This is a genomic window from Winogradskya humida, assembly GCF_016862215.1.
Taxonomy (GTDB): Bacteria; Actinomycetota; Actinomycetes; order Mycobacteriales; family Micromonosporaceae; genus Actinoplanes; species Actinoplanes humidus.
The window spans coordinates 24619-37979 of record NZ_BOMN01000054.1; the positions used below are offsets into that span (position 1 = coordinate 24619).

Genomic DNA, 13361 nt, shown 5'->3' on the forward strand with positions numbered 1-13361 from the left:
TCGGCCGTGTGCGGTGCCCGGCGATCCGAACGCCGGGTCCGAATCAGGAGGACGGTGACGTGAGCAAGCGCCCCCAGACGGCGAACGCGGTCATGTCGCGTCTCCGCCGGCCGGCAAGCCGGCTGCGGGATATGCCGATCTGGTCGAAGCTCGGGCTGATCATGCTCGTGCCGACGCTGGCGACGATCGTCGTCGGAACAAGCAGCCTCATCGACCAGATCGGCCAGGCGAGCAACGCCGAACGTGCCCGCACGCTGTCCGTGCTTTCCCAAGCCGCCGGTGGACTCGTAGACCACTTGCAGAACGAACGCGCCTACGGCGTGATGATCGCGACGACCAAGCCGAACACTCCCGACCGTGAGGCCGGCGAGACGGCTTACAGCCGCGAACACCCCAAGGTCGACGCTGCGAAGCTGCCCTACTCGCAGCAGAAGTCCGCACTCGAGGACGTTCCCGACACGGTCACCACGCTGCTCGTGCGGCTCGACCGGAACCTCGAAGAACTGCCGTCGATCCGCAGCCAGACCGCGAACGGCAAGTTCAAGTCAGGTGACGTCGAAGACGCCTACGACCTGCTGATCGACGACCTGCTCAACGTGCGCGACGTCTCCGCTCAGCTGGCCACGAACACCGACCTGAGCGACCGGCTGCGCGTGGTCGCCTCCGTCGCCCGGGCCAAGGACTACATCTCCCAGCAGCGCGACGTCGGTCACGAGGTGCTCGGTGCCGGTGAGTTCACCGAGGCCCTGCGCAAGTCGTTCCTGACCACGGAGGCGGGCTACGACATCGCCGACTCCACGATGCGTCAGGTCGGCACCCCTGAGGACCGCGCGCTGGTCGACAAGGTGGTCAACGGTCCCGCCAAGCGGGCCGCGACCAACCTGACCGAGCCGCTGAACTCCCTGAGCGGTGCCAACACGAAGACGATTCCGTTCACCCGGGACACGTGGGAAACGGCGATGGTCGGCTACAACGACCTGTTCCGCTCCGTGGAGAACAAGCTCGACGTCGAGATCGTGGCCCAGGCCACCACCATCCGCGACGACGTGCAGCGCGACGTCTTCATCCAGACGAGCCTGCTGCTCAGCCTCCTGCTGCTCGCGATCGTCTTCGCCTGGCTCGTCGCCCGGTCGATGGCCCGCTCGCTGCGGGAGCTGCGTCAGGGTGCGCTCAACGTCGCCCAGTTCGGCCTGCCCCAGGCGGTCGAGCGGCTGCGTGACCCGGCGGTTTCCGGCTCGCTGACCCCGGCCCAGGTGGCCGACCAGATCGCCGAGCCGCTGCCGGTGCGCAGCCGGGACGAGTTCGGGCAGGTGACCGAGGCGTTCAACGCGGTTCACCTCGAGGCCGTGCGTACGGCCGCCGAGCAGGCCGCCCTGCGGGCCTCGGTCGCGACGATGTTCGTCAACCTCGCCCGTCGTTCCCAGATCCTGGTCGACCGGCTCATCGGTCACCTGGACCGCCTGGAGCGCGGCGAGGAGGACCCGGACCGGCTGGCCGAGCTCTTCCAGCTCGACCACCTCGCCACCCGAATGCGCCGTAACGACGAAAACCTCCTGGTTCTCGCCGGCGCCGACTCGACCCGTGTGCAGCGCGAGCCCGCCGCTCTGATCGACGTGCTCCGCGCCGCCCAGTCCGAGGTCGAGCACTACACCCGCATCGAGTTCGGCGTCATCGACCGGGACATCGAGGTGTCCGCTCACGCGGTCAACGACATGGTCCACCTGGTCGCCGAGCTCTTCGACAACGCGACAGCGTTCTCGCCGCCCAACAGCCACGTCGTGGTCGAGGCTCGCCGCCTCGGCGACGGTGCGGTTCTCTCGGTCGAGGACCGCGGCATCGGCATCAGCCGCGAGCAGTTGCGTGACCTCAACGAGCGCCTGGCCAACCCGCCGATGGTGGACGTCGCCGTCTCCCGGATGATGGGCCTGGTCGTGGTCGCCCGGCTGGCGAACCGGCACGGTGTGCGGGTCGAGCTCCGGCCGGCCGACAGCGAGCGCGGCACGGTTGCCGATGTCGGGCTGCCCGTGGGCGTCATGGTCGCCAACAACAGCATCGCGGGCCGTCAGCAGGCCGGGATCTCGGCGTACGGGCAGGACCACCAGGCCCGGCCGCAGTTCACCGAGCCCCCGCTGGCGCTCGAGAGCAGCTCCGCCAACGTGTTCGGCGGCAGCCGCCCGTTCGACCCGAACCCGCCGATGCCCAACGGTGGCATGCTCGGTGCCGGTAACGGCCGCCAGGCGCCTGCCTGGTCCGACCTGACCGGTGCGCCGACGAACGGTTTCGAGTCGTCCAACGGCTTCGAGCCCGCCAACGGCTTCAACGGCGGCGGTTCCAACGGCTTCGGTGGACCCTCCAACGGTTTCGGCGGGCCCTCCAACGGCTTCAGCAACGGCAGCAACGGCAGCGGTGGCCCCAACGGCTTCCACGGCCCGCGCAGCAACGAGCCGATCCCGCCGATCCCGCAGCCGGGTCAGCAGAACTTCGGTGGTGGCAACGAGAACCTGCCGCAGCGTCGCAACGGCGAGAACGTTCGCCCGGACGAGACGGCAGCCTTCGGGGCCACGATTCCGCGGCAGCTGCCGCCGAGCCCGGAGCCGCAGAACCGGACGTCGTTCGTGCCGCCGGTCTCGGCACCCCCGGTGCCGCCTACCTCCGCGCCGCCGTCGTACGGTCGCCCGGTCTCGTCTCCGCCCTTCGGGAGTCAGCCGGCTTCGGCGCCCCCGGCCCGGCCGCAGTCGGCTCCGCCGGCGAACGGTCAGCCGAGTTACGCTCCGAACGCGTTCGTGCAGCCCCAGTCCGCTCCGTCCGCACCGCCGGCCTGGCCGCCGGTGTCGGGGGATCGGGAGCAGGCAGCCCCGCACGTCCCGGAGAGCCTCGCGGCCGCCCTGGACATGACCGCGGAGCTGCCGCGCTACCGGCCCAACGGCAACGGCACGGGTCCGCAGCCGCAGGTCGCCCCGCCGACCAACCCGCAGAACGGGACTCCCAGCCGGGAGGCCGATCGTTCCGCGGCGGCCGCCGAGGCAGCCCACGAGGTGGCCACCAAGCAGGCCGCAGTCGCCCAGGCGACCGCAGCCGCGCAGATCGCCGCCGCGCAGTCCGCCGCACGTCAGCGGGCCGGTGACGGTCAGTCCCAGTTCGCCGACGAGACGATGGAGCTGCCGATCTTCCGGGAGCTCGAGTCGGCCTGGTTCATGACCGCCCGTCCGGCTGAGACCAAGCCGGCACCTGCGGCCGAGCCGAAGCCGACGCCCGTCGTGCAGAATGACGACGCAGTGGTTTCTCAGCGCATCCCGACCGGCGAGCCGATCCGAACGGCCAGCGTGCCCCAGCAGGCCGCCCCGACGGAACGACTCACCATTGAGCGGGAGCCGGAGCCCGTCGGCGCGGTAGCGTCTAACGGTGCTGTCAACGGCGCGGCCAACGGCAACGGGAACCACCCGTGGCAGACGGCGGCCGATGATGGCTGGCAGGCGGCCCGCAAGGCTGCCGAGGCACCGGTGGACCTGACTACGACGGCCGGTCTTCCGCGCCGTACGCCGATGGCCCAGCTGGTCCCGGGTGGCGTCGACCGCGCCGAGACCTCCGTACAACGCCGCACTCCCGAGTCGGTCCGTGGGCTTCTGTCCGCGTACCACCGCGGTGTGCACCGGGGTCGCACGAAGGAAAATTCGACCAACCCGGAGGAGACTCCGGGAGGGCAGCTGTCCTCGCAGGCTGGCAAGGAGCATGAGGCATGACAAGTACGCAGGATCTGGGTTGGCTCCTCGCCAACTTTGCCGACCGCGTTCCCGGGGTGGCGCACGCGATCGCGGTCTCCGCCGACGGTCTGCTGCTCGCGGCCTCGCGGGACCTTCCCCGCGACCGTGCCGACCAGCTGGCGGCCATCGCCTCCGGCCTGGTCAGCCTGACTCAGGGCGCCGCACGGTGCTTCGAGGGTGGTGCAGTGCTGCAGACGGTCGTCGAGATGGACAACGGGTTCCTCTTCCTGATGTCGATCTCCGACGGTTCGTCGTTCGCCGTGCTCGCCGCTCGCAGCTGTGACGTCGGTCAGGTGGGCTACGAGATGGCCCTCCTGGTGGACCGCGTGGGTGAGGCTCTGACGCCCGCTCCGCGGCCGGAGTCCTCGGCTGAACGGATGGTGGACCGGATCCGTCCGGTATCTGTCCAAATGCTTGATGACGAGAGAAACTTCTATGGGCCGAGGGATGGGGTGAGCGGTGACGATGCCTGAACGCGATGAGCCGACCGGCGCGTTGGTCAGACCATACGCCGTGACCCGTGGCCGAACTCGGCCCAAGCTGGAGATAGCGCTGGAAGCGCTTGTCGAGACCACCGTTCGTGGCCGAAGTACGGGGCCGGGCAGGGGCGGCAGCGAACACCAGTACATCGCGGCGATGTGTGACGGCGGCAGAGTCCAGTCGCTGGCAGAGATCGCAGCACGCATGCAACTACCGCTCGGGGTGGCCCGAGTGATCGTCGCCGACATGGCCCACGACGGGCTGGTGGCGGTCTACGAGCCGACATCGCTTGAAGATGAAACCGACGCGGTGGGTACGGATCTGCTGGAAAGGGTGCTGAGTGGACTTCGCAGGCTCTGACATGTCGCGGCGGCCAACGGCCGGGCGCGTTACATCGGCGAAGATTGTTATCGCCGGTGGGTTCGGCGTCGGTAAAACGACGCTGGTGGGGTCCGTCTCGGAGATCACCCCACTGACCACTGAGGCGATCATGACTTCCGCCGGCGTGGGTGTCGACGATAACCGGCAGGTGCCGGGTAAGACGACGACCACGGTGGCGATGGACTTCGGCCGCATCAGCATCGACAGGGACCTCATCCTGTACCTGTTCGGAACACCGGGCCAGACACGTTTCTGGTTCATGTGGGACGAGCTCGTACGAGGTGCCATCGGTGCGGTAGTCATGGTGGATACGCGTCGGCTCGCCGACTGCTTCGCCGCCATCGACTTCTTCGAGCACCGAAGGCTGCCGTACCTGGTCGCCATAAACTGCTTCGATGGCATGCAGTATCACAACGCTCAGGACGTGCGGGACGCGCTTGCGATCTCGTCCGACGTCCCCGTGGTGAGCTGTGACGCCCGTAACCGCGAGTCGACGAAGAACGTCTTGATCTCTCTGGTCGAGTACGTCCTGACCATGCGTCGCTCGCGCGCGGTAGCGCCGGCCTGACAGGTCGTTCAAGTCCCGCTCTGTTCGACAGAGCGGGACTTTTGCGTGTCCAGATTCTGCGCTAGACAATACGGATGGCACACGAGGTGACTGTCCCGTTACTGCCCTGCGGCTCCATCGACGACATCGCCGACTTCTATCAGGCCCTCGGCTTCGAGGTCACCTACCGGCAGACGAAGCCGAACCCCTACGTCGCGATCCGGCGCGAGGATCTGCACCTGCACTTCTTCGGCATGCCCGATTTCGACGCGGCCACGTCGTACGGCACCCTGCCTGGTCCTGAGCCAGGATGTCGCCGGGCTGCACGCGGCGTTCGCGGCGGGGATGCGGTCGCGCTTCGGCAAGGTGCCCGTCGCCGGCCTGCCGCGGATGACCCGGCCACGGCCCAGGAAGAACATGGACGGCGTGACCGGCTTCAGCCTCGTCGACCCGGGCGGCAACTGGATCCGCGTCACGGCGGCGCCCACGGCGGCGCCCACGGCTCAACCTGCTCCTCCTCACGCAGCCGTCGGTGATCGGCTCGCGGTGGCGCTGGACAACGCGGTGGTGCAGGGCGACGGGCGGGGCGCACCCGCTCAGGCCGCGAAGATCCTCGACGGTGCGCTGAGCAGGGGCTCGGATGACCCGGTCACTCTCGTACGGGCACTGGTCTACCGGGCCGAGCTCGCCGAGGGGCTCGGCGAACCGTCGGCGGAGCTGCTCGAACGGGCCCGCGCCGTCGTACTGACACCCGCCGAACAGCTCATCCTCGCCGCTGAGCTCGGCGAATACTGAGGTCGTGGGCGTGCCGTTGTTAGAGTGCCGCACATGGTCTTCCAGTACTGGCATCTCGGGGTGGTCGCCGCCGTTGCCGCCGTGGTCGTGTGGGGCATGCTGGCCGCGCGGCGCGCGACGCTGATCGGTCTGGCAGCCACCCTGGTGGTCATCAGCGGCTGGCTGCTCTACACCCTGGTCCTGGACGAGCCCTACATCGATCACGACGCGGAGACCGTGGTGATGATCGGCACCCCCGCCGTCGTCGGCGTGGTCTTCGGCCTGCTCGCGGTCAGGAACCCCTGGACCCGCCGCCAGGCCTGAGGGGGCCGGTGTGACGCGGGTGCTGGTGACGGGCATGTCGGGCGCGGGCAAGACCACGCTGCTCGGCGAGCTGGCCCGGCGAGGTGTCACCACCGTCGACACCGATTACGACGGGTGGGAGTTGCCGGACGGGACCTGGGACGAGCCCCGCATGACGGCCCTGCTCGCCGAGCCGGGCCACGTCGTGGTGTCGGGGACGGTGAGTAATCAGGGCCGCTTCTACGACCGTTTCGACGAGGTCGTTCTGCTCAGCGCACCGCTGGACGTCCTTCTCGAGCGGGTCGCGCGGCGTACGAACGATCCGTACGGCAGGACTGCCGCGCAGCAGGCGGAGATCAAGCGCTATGTGGCCGAGGTCGAGCCGCTGCTGCGTCGCGGCGCCACGTTGGAGCTCGACGGCCGGCGCACAGTTGCGGACCTGGCCGACACCGTCGAGCGGTTGCTTGGCTCGCCGCGTAGCCGGTGAGCACTTCTGTGCTTCAGCCCGCGCGGCGATAGTGCATGGCCACCGCGCCGTTGCGGAGTGGCTCAGCCGAGAGCAGCTCGAGCTTGCGTGTGGCGGGTAGCCCGCCCTGATGCAGCGTCGGGCCGTGGCCGGCGATCCTGGGCTGGACGAGCAGCTGGTACTCGTCGATCAGGTCCAGCCGCTCGAGCTCGGTCGCGAGCTTGCCGCTTCCGAGGAGGACCCCGGCCGGGGTCTCATCCTTGAGCTTCTGCACGCCCTCACGCAGATCGCCGGCGATGTGGTGGCTGTTGGCCCACGGGAAGTCGTTGCGCGTCGACGACACCACGTACTTGGGTTTGGCCTCCAGCTTGACCGCCCACTCGAGCAGGGCCGGCGGCGCCTGCACGTCGCCGCGGGCGACGGCCGGCCAGTAGCTCTCCATCATCTCGTAGGTGACACGACCCCACAGCATCGCGCCGCCCTCGTCCATGAGACGGGTGAACAAGGCGTGCGTCTCGTCGTCGGCGATCCCCTCCTGGTGGTCGACGCAACCGTCCAGGGTGACATTGAGGCTGAAGATGAGCGCTCCCATGGCCGGGGAGTCTAATGCCACTACGGCGTCGGCTCGGGCAGGCGGCGCGTCAGCGAACTCGGGATTAACGCGCCCGTCTCGTTGAACTGGACGAACCGGCGGGCATCGCCGCCGCGACTCCCACGACCAGAGCGGATCGCGAACTCGCACCCGAGGAACCCGCCAGGCCCCGGACTTCCGCCCTGTCGGAGCCAACCGGCCCCAGGAGGCCGCAAAGCGACAGTCAGCCTGGGCCTGCACCGCTGAAGCGACCGGGGCGAGCAGCGTTGCTCTGAGCGGCCGAAAAGCCGCCGTGCTGTCACCGGCGGGGCTGGCCCGTGGCGCTCAGCGGCGGCGGGCGGTGCGGTGCTCAGCGTCCGCCGGGTGGTCCGGTGCTCAGCGTCCGCCGGGTGGTCCGGTGCTCAGCGTCCGCCGGTTGGTGCGGTGTTCAGCGTCCGCCAGGTGGTCTGGTGCTCAGCGGCCGCCCGTTGGTGCGGTGTTCAGCGGCTGGGGTAGCCCGCGTTGCGGAAGTCGTCCTCGGGTTGGCCCTCGCGGCTGAAGTCCCAGCCGCCGGCGGATTCGCGGCCCGGGCGGCCGCCGATGGCGTAGCCGCCGATTTCCTGGCCTCGGCGCCAACCGCGGAAGTAGCCCGTGGTGTGGGCGGCGATGCTGGCGGCGTCGCGGACGATGCGGCTCGGGCGTTCCTCGCGGAGCGGCGAGCCCGGCACGAGGTTGGCCTGGGGGACGCGCTTGGGCAGGCCGGCGGTGGTCGACGCGGAGACCTCGGGGGCCGATGCCTTTTCGGCTGCGCGCCAGCCGGTGTCCATCGGGCTGGTCCAGTCGAGGTCGGAGGTGGCGGTCTCGGCGTCGCTGTGGCCGGTGAACCACGCGGAGCGGGCCGCGGCGAAGATCAGCAGGTCGCCGTCGCCCTCGGCGGGGACGGGCGGGGTGCTGCTGCGGTCGAGGGCTGTCAACGCCGGGGCGCGGCGGGCGCCTCGGCCGTTGCGGCCTTCGACCAGGCGCAGTGACGGCGGGTCGGACGGGTCCGCGGGCTTGTCGAGGGCGCCGAGACCGTCCACCAGGCGCAGAGACGGGGGCTCCTTGGGCATGTCCTGCCACGGGGGGCGGACCCGGCCGTCCGACGGCGGGCTGCTGACCGCACCGGAGGTGAGCGGGTCGTCGCCGGTGTTGAGCAGGGGCCAGTTGGCTCGGGAGCCGGGCTCCGGCAGGTCGCCGTTGGTGCGCGATGCCGTCGGCATCGGCAGGGAGAAGTCGGTGGCGGCCGGGGCGCTGTTGCCGTTGCGGGGCGTGCTCGGGCGCGGCGGGATGACCGTGCGCTGGCGCTCGGCGCGGGCGCTGCTCATGGCGGCGGTGGTGAGGGTCGGGCGGAATGGCTGTCCCGAGTCGGCCGGCGGCACCGAGGAGGGGCGCGAGCCGGGGGTGATCGGCGTCATGCCCGGCGGGGGCGGCGGCACGGAGACCGGGCGGCTCGACGAGCCCGACGTGCGGGTCGGGAGGCTGGCGGCCGGGGCCATCGGCGGGGAACTCATGGGGCTGGGCGCCAGCGGCGGCGGCATCAGCGGGTTGGGTGCCACCGGGGGGCTGGTGAGCGGGCGCGGCATGGCCGGGCCGTTACCGGCGACGGCGGGCTCGGGGCGACCACGGCGGCCGAGGCCCACGCCGGTGTCGGACGGCCGCAAAGAGCCCCGGCCCCCACCGGTGTCGGACGGGCGCGAAGAGCCGAGGCCCACGCCGGTGTCGGAGGGGCGCAGGGAGCCCATGCCGCCGGGGGCGGGCATCGCGGAGACGGAGGAGGCGGCCGACTCGGGGGCGCGGCGGGAGCCTGCCTGACGGCGGCCACCCGCGACGCCGGTGGCCTGGCTCGCGCGCTCGGCGAGGGTGCCGACGAGGGCTTCGCAGGCGGCGTCGCAGGACTTCACGGCGCCGATCGCGTGCCGCACGGTGTCGGCGGCGGCCGCTGCGAGCGACTTGTTGACGCCGCCGCGGCGGGGCGAGTCGTTGATGGCCACCACCAGGGCGGTGACGGCGGAGACGACCTGGTCCTCGGTGCCCGCTCCGGCGCGGGTCAGCTCGCGGGCGATCTCCTCGGCCATCTGCTCCGGGGAGCCGCCGCGCGCCATGAGGCGGCCGGGCTCGGGCAGGGCGTCGAGCACGGCCAGGGCGAGCGGGTGGGCCGGGTCGGGGTAGGCCCGCAGCGCAGCGGGATAGAGCTCTCGCAGGACTTCCTGCAGGGCGGACGCCGCGGCGAAACGGCCCTTGAGCATCGTGACGTGCGCCGCGAGCACCGGCTTGTAGGTCACGAGCTCGCGCGGGGCGGGGATGGTGACGGCGGCGATCGCCCCCGCCTGCAGCGCGCGGGCCAGGCCCACGGCGCGGCGGGCGGCCGGCGGCGCGTTCAGCTCTCCCGGGGAGCTGTCGTCGCCGAAACGCTTCGCGAAGTTGTCAGCGGAGTCATCGTCGGCTACGACGAGGGGACGACCGGCGGCGGTCAGCAGCGAGGTGACCATGTGGTCGTCGCTGTCCGCAGCCACCGCGGCCTCGGCGAATCCGCTGGTCCGTTCCACGAGCAGCGTTCCCAGCTGGGCATAGCCAGACGGGTCGTCGCTGATCTCATGGACTCCGAGCAGCCGGCCTGCGTCGTCCACCACGGCGATGGTCAGTGCCGCTCCGGCCGGAGCCGAATGCACCTTCTCATCAGCCGACGCCAGACCGCAGTACACGCGCACGAGCGCCACGGCGTCGTCCTCCTCCCCGGGACTTCTGTTTTCGGCCAAGGACTGATGGTCCCTGGTGAGGGGTCAGTCGCGCCAGTCCACGGCGGCAGAGATCTTGCCGATTACCGAACGCCACCCCAGACTCGCCTGCTGTGCCCCGATTTTACGGAGCTTGCGGCGTCCGAAGAAACCGCCCATTCCGCCACTCTCGGCCGACCGCAGGGACTCGTCGAGGTCGTCGAGCGGCGATCCGGGCGACAGAGCCAGGATGACCGGCTTCAGACGCAACGCGTGACCCAGGTCTCGGGCCACCTCTCCCGCCGCGATGAGCAACGACAGATCCCACGTGTCGTGACCGCCGCGCAGGTTCTCCACCACGAGGTCGAGCTCGTAGCGGTCGTCCGGCAGCGGGTCGACGTCCGAAGACTCTACCCGCTCGGCGACGGTGGCCCAGGTGTCGAGCTGCGCGAGGTCGTGCGGAGCACCCGATTGAATGAAGGAGACCAGCGACTCGGGCGTCTTGAACGCCAGCAGTTTGCCGCGGTTGCTCAGGAAGACGGGCACTTCCTCGTCCTCCGCCTCCGCGGCGGCCTCGTCCGCTTCGTCGTCCTTGAAGTCCTCCGGGTCGGGCTCGGCGACCAGATCGCCGTTCTCGTCGCGGATCGTGCCGGTCTTGCTGTCCTTCGGGTCGGGGTCACCCTCGGTGACAAGCGCCGCGAACTCGTCGTCGACGACGGCATCGGCCTCGACGGCCTCGCGCGCCTCGCGGGCCCGCTCACGTGCCTCGAACGGGTCGTCCTCGTCGACCTCCACCTCGGTGGGGGTCAGCTCGGAGGCCTTCCGGTATGCACGCAGCGTCAGGCCGACTCCGCCGGGCATGGCGATCTCGACCGGCCGGATCCGGACCTCGTCCCAGAGCTCACGGCCCGAGAGGCCCTCTTGGGCCGTCGCAAGTTCCTCTTCGGGCGACTGGCTGGCCACTCTGACCTCCGGGTTGGTTCTCTCGAGCTGTTCGGACGGGGTGAGTCTGGGCACACACCTTAGTGGTCGCTCCTGGGAACGGCCCGACCGCGGTCAGAAACCCTTCGGGTGCCACACGGTCTTAGTCTCCAGCAGCGCGACCATGGGCTTCAGCCCGGGATCCGCTGTGAAGTCGTTTTCCGGATCACCTGGCCGCAAAACCCGCTTGAGGTTGCCCGCGGCGGCGCGCTCCAGCTCGGTGGCCAGCTCAAGGTCGGTGACCCCGGCCAGGTCGATGGCGTTGACGTCGTCGTGCGAGGCGAGCCAGGGTGCGGTCTCGGCGGCGTTGCCCGTGAGAATGTTCACGACGCCGCCGGGGACGTCGGAGGTGGCGATCACCTCGGCGAGGGTGACGGCGGCCTGCGGGCCGGCGGCGAGGACGACCACGGTGTTGCCGGTGACGATCGCCGGGGCGATGACGCTGACCAGCCCGAGGAACGAGGCCGGGGCGACGACGGCGACGACACCGGTCGGCTCGGGCGCCGAGATGTTGAAGAACGGGCCGGCGACCGGGTTGGCGCCGCCGTGGACCTGGGCGATCTTGTCGGCCCACCCCGCATACCAGACCCAGCGGTCCACCGCGGCTTCAACCTCAGCCACGGGTACGCCCTGAGCCGCGAACTCATCCCGACGGCTCTCGAGCATCTCGGCGATGCGGTAGAGCACCTGCCCCCGGTTGTACGCGGTGGCCCCGGCCCATTTCGGCTGGGCGGCGCGGGCCGCGACGACGGCGTCCCGGGCGTCCTTGCGCGAGGCGAGCGCGACGTTGTCGCCGTTCACGAGATAGGTCCGTCCTGACTCGCTGCGGGGGAACTTCCCGCCGATGAACAGCTTGTAGGTCTTCCGGACGCCCAGCCGCACGGGGGCGGCGGGGGCGGTCACGGCGGGCGGCTTCTTAGCCAAGGTATGCCTCCAGGCCGTGTCGGCCGCCTTCACGGCCGTATCCGGATTCCTTGTAACCGCCGAACGGGGACGTCGGGTCGAACTTGTTGAACGTGTTGGCCCAGATCACGCCGGCGCGCAGCTTGTCGGCGACCGCCAGGATCAGCGAGCCCTTCTCCGACCAGATGCCCGCGGAGAGCCCGTACGGCGTGTTGTTGGCCTTCTCGATCGCCTCGGCCGGGGTGCGGAACGTCAGCACCGAGAGCACCGGGCCGAAGATCTCCTCGCGGGCGATGCGGTGCGCCTGGGTCACGCCGGTGAAGATCGTGGGGGCGAACCAGAAGCCCTGTGCGGGCAGCTCGCACGGCGGGGACCAGCGCTCGGCGCCCTCCTGCGAGCCGGCGTCGGTGAGGACCCGGATGCGTTCGAGCTGCTCGGCCGAGTTGATCGCGCCGATGTCGGTGTTCTTGTCGAGCGGGTCGCCGAGGCGCAGCGTGGCCATCCGGCGCTTGAGCGACTCCATCACCTCGTCGTAGGCCGACTCCTGGACCAGCAGGCGCGAACCCGCGCAGCAGACGTGGCCCTGGTTGAAGAAGATGCCGTTGACGATGCCCTCGACGGCCTGGTCGATCGGGGCGTCGTCGAAGACGATGTTGGCCGCCTTGCCGCCGAGCTCGAGGGTGAGGCGCTTGCCGGTGCCGGCCACCGAGCGGGCGATCTGCCGGCCGACCTCGGTGGAGCCGGTGAAGGCGACCTTGTCGACGCCGGGATGCTCGACCAGGGTGCGGCCGGTCTCACCGGCGCCGGTGATGATGTTGACGACCCCCGGGGGCAGGTCGGCCTGGCGGCAGATGTCGGCGAAGAAGAGCGCGGTGAGCGGGGTCGTCTCGGCCGGCTTGAGCACGACGGTGTTGCCCGTGGCCAGGGCCGGGGCGATCTTCCACGCAAGCATCAGCAGCGGGAAGTTCCACGGGATGACCTGGGCGGCCACGCCGATCGGCCGGGGGCTGGCGCCGAAGCCGGCGTATTCGAGCTTGTCGGCCCAGCCCGCGTAGTAGAAGAAGTGCGCGGCGACCAGCGGAAGGTCGACGTCGCGGGACTCCTTGATCGGCTTGCCGTTGTCGAGCGACTCGAGCACGGCGAGCTCGCGGGAGCGCTCCTGGATTATCCGGGCGATGCGGAAGAGGTATTTGGCGCGCTCGGCGCCGGGCAGCGCCGACCACGGCCCGAAGGCGCTGCGGGCGGCGGCGACGGCACGGTCGACGTCTTCCGAGCCGGCGGCGGAGACCTCCGCGAGGACCTCCTCGGTCGCCGGGTTGACGGTCTTGAAGACTCCGCCGGTGGAGCCGGGAGCCTCGAAGGTGCCGTTGATGAAGAGCCCGTAGGACGGCGCGATGTCGACGACCGACCGGGACTCCGGAGCTGGGGCGTACTCAAACAT

General features: G+C 70.5%; 11 protein-coding genes and 2 pseudogenes. 8 read left to right on the plus strand and 5 right to left on the minus strand.

Translation table 11 applies throughout. The features are described 5' to 3' along the window. Positions 1 to 59 precede the first annotated feature (59 nt). The 8 genes and pseudogenes from Ahu01nite_RS21080 (at position 60) to Ahu01nite_RS21115 (ending at position 6733) form a co-directional block, all read left to right on the plus strand. Positions 60 to 3740 carry a sensor histidine kinase gene (locus tag Ahu01nite_RS21080; protein WP_203838294.1) on the plus strand — a complete coding sequence of 1227 codons (3681 nt, stop codon included), beginning with the start codon at positions 60 to 62 and terminating at the stop codon, positions 3738 to 3740. After that, positions 3737 to 4117: pseudogene (locus Ahu01nite_RS21085) on the plus strand (roadblock/LC7 domain-containing protein); the annotation flags it as partial. The gene Ahu01nite_RS21080 and the pseudogene Ahu01nite_RS21085, both read left to right, overlap by 4 nt. 109 nt (positions 4118 to 4226) lie before the next feature. Continuing rightward, positions 4227 to 4601, plus strand: coding sequence for a DUF742 domain-containing protein (locus tag Ahu01nite_RS21090; protein WP_203838361.1), 375 nt, complete (start codon positions 4227 to 4229; stop codon positions 4599 to 4601). Between the two features lies 1 nt (position 4602). Next, positions 4603 to 5190: a GTP-binding protein gene (locus tag Ahu01nite_RS21095; RefSeq protein WP_041832917.1), complete on the plus strand. Its 588-nt coding sequence runs from the start codon at positions 4603 to 4605 to the stop codon at positions 5188 to 5190. Between the two features lie 74 nt (positions 5191 to 5264). Beyond that, a pseudogene (locus tag Ahu01nite_RS52135) lies at positions 5265 to 5390 on the plus strand (DUF8817 family protein); the annotation flags it as partial. A gap of 100 nt (positions 5391 to 5490) precedes the next feature. Further along, complete coding sequence (locus tag Ahu01nite_RS21105) at positions 5491 to 5964, plus strand: DUF8817 family protein (protein WP_498370801.1); 474 nt, start codon at positions 5491 to 5493, stop codon at positions 5962 to 5964. A 33-nt stretch (positions 5965 to 5997) separates the two neighbouring features. Continuing rightward, complete coding sequence (locus Ahu01nite_RS21110) at positions 5998 to 6267, plus strand: hypothetical protein (protein ID WP_203838297.1); 270 nt, start codon at positions 5998 to 6000, stop codon at positions 6265 to 6267. A gap of 10 nt (positions 6268 to 6277) precedes the next feature. Continuing rightward, on the plus strand, positions 6278 to 6733 hold the full coding sequence (locus Ahu01nite_RS21115) for an AAA family ATPase (RefSeq protein ID WP_239159022.1): 456 nt from the start codon (positions 6278 to 6280) through the stop codon (positions 6731 to 6733). A gap of 13 nt (positions 6734 to 6746) precedes the next feature. Here Ahu01nite_RS21115 and Ahu01nite_RS21120 read toward each other — a convergent pair whose 3' ends face one another. The 5 genes from Ahu01nite_RS21120 to Ahu01nite_RS21140 all read right to left on the minus strand — a co-directional run bounded on the left by Ahu01nite_RS21120 (position 6747) and on the right by Ahu01nite_RS21140 (position 13361). Then, the gene (locus Ahu01nite_RS21120; RefSeq protein WP_203838298.1) at positions 6747 to 7304 is read right to left on the minus strand and encodes a dihydrofolate reductase family protein; all 558 of its coding nucleotides are present in this window, start codon (positions 7302 to 7304) and stop codon (positions 6747 to 6749) included. Between the two features lie 479 nt (positions 7305 to 7783). Then, positions 7784 to 10078, minus strand: a complete 2295-nt coding sequence (locus Ahu01nite_RS21125) for a transposase (RefSeq protein ID WP_203838299.1) — start codon at positions 10076 to 10078, stop codon at positions 7784 to 7786. A 24-nt stretch (positions 10079 to 10102) separates the two neighbouring features. Further along, positions 10103 to 10999 (minus strand): SatS C-terminal domain-containing protein, encoded by an 897-nt coding sequence (locus Ahu01nite_RS21130; protein WP_203838300.1) that lies wholly within the window; start codon positions 10997 to 10999, stop codon positions 10103 to 10105. A gap of 93 nt (positions 11000 to 11092) precedes the next feature. Then, complete coding sequence (locus tag Ahu01nite_RS21135; RefSeq protein ID WP_239159023.1) at positions 11093 to 11920, minus strand: aldehyde dehydrogenase family protein; 828 nt, start codon at positions 11918 to 11920, stop codon at positions 11093 to 11095. A 13-nt stretch (positions 11921 to 11933) separates the two neighbouring features. Continuing rightward, positions 11934 to 13361, minus strand: a complete 1428-nt coding sequence (locus Ahu01nite_RS21140; protein ID WP_203838301.1) for an aldehyde dehydrogenase family protein — start codon at positions 13359 to 13361, stop codon at positions 11934 to 11936.

What these genes read in the sequence shown, in the direction of transcription:
- Ahu01nite_RS21140 (WP_203838301.1), bottom strand. Translation starts at nt 13,361, where the DNA reads ATGTTTGAGTACGCCCCAGCTCCGGAGTCCCGGTCGGTCGTCGACATC.
- Ahu01nite_RS21090 (WP_203838361.1), top strand. Translation starts at nt 4,227, where the DNA reads ATGCCTGAACGCGATGAGCCGACCGGCGCGTTGGTCAGACCATACGCC.
- Ahu01nite_RS21120 (WP_203838298.1), bottom strand. Translation starts at nt 7,304, where the DNA reads ATGGGAGCGCTCATCTTCAGCCTCAATGTCACCCTGGACGGTTGCGTC.
- Ahu01nite_RS21110 (WP_203838297.1), top strand. Translation starts at nt 5,998, where the DNA reads ATGGTCTTCCAGTACTGGCATCTCGGGGTGGTCGCCGCCGTTGCCGCC.
- Ahu01nite_RS21095 (WP_041832917.1), top strand. Translation starts at nt 4,603, where the DNA reads ATGTCGCGGCGGCCAACGGCCGGGCGCGTTACATCGGCGAAGATTGTT.